This is a genomic window from Vibrio sp. 2304, from assembly GCF_033339475.1.
Classification (GTDB): domain Bacteria; phylum Pseudomonadota; class Gammaproteobacteria; order Enterobacterales; family Vibrionaceae; genus Vibrio; species Vibrio alginolyticus.
Genome location: NZ_JAWOUQ010000077.1, coordinates 1 through 617, shown reverse-complemented (window position 1 = coordinate 617; position 617 = coordinate 1). Strand labels below are relative to the sequence as shown.

Sequence of the window (617 nt, the reverse complement as noted above, 5' to 3'; positions counted from 1 at the left end):
ATCTACACATGAAATAAAGGATAATAAAGTTATCTCGGTTTTTGTCAATTCATTCAAGAGTACTTTAAATCTTTCTTCTACATTTTTAGGAAAAGTTAACTCTTCATAATTGTCAATTTTTAATGCCCAATTACCGTTGTCGTTCATGTACATAGTTCCATTGTCGTAAAGATATCTAAGCAATATTTCCATATATCTGGGATTCCCTTTTGATTCCCTATATATTTTATCTGCAAATTCATATGGTGGATATCCCATACCTAGAACTTTTTGTACAAATTTTTCACTGCTTACTTTATCTAAATTGTTTAAATGATATTTGACAATTAATTCATTTTCTTGCCAATAGTCAACATAATTATTAAAATCTATAAATGTTGTTGACTCACTTGAAGAAAGCAGAAGAAATACCTTGTATTCCTTTAATCTAATTAGCAAATAATCGATAAATTCTAACACTTCGTTGCCTATATTATCAAGATCATTAATTACAATATATAAAATATTGTTTCTAAATTTATTTATTATTGATTTTTCAATTATTGAAAATATATTATGCCTTTCATTAACCTTTCCTATACTGTATGTTTGCAATCCAATGTCTGTAGAAATATTAA

General features: G+C 25.9%; 1 protein-coding gene. It reads right to left on the bottom strand.

What is annotated here, in order from left to right:
• A partial coding sequence (locus R7P64_RS24340; RefSeq protein WP_318124184.1) for a hypothetical protein occupies positions 1-617 on the bottom strand: 617 nt, incomplete at both ends.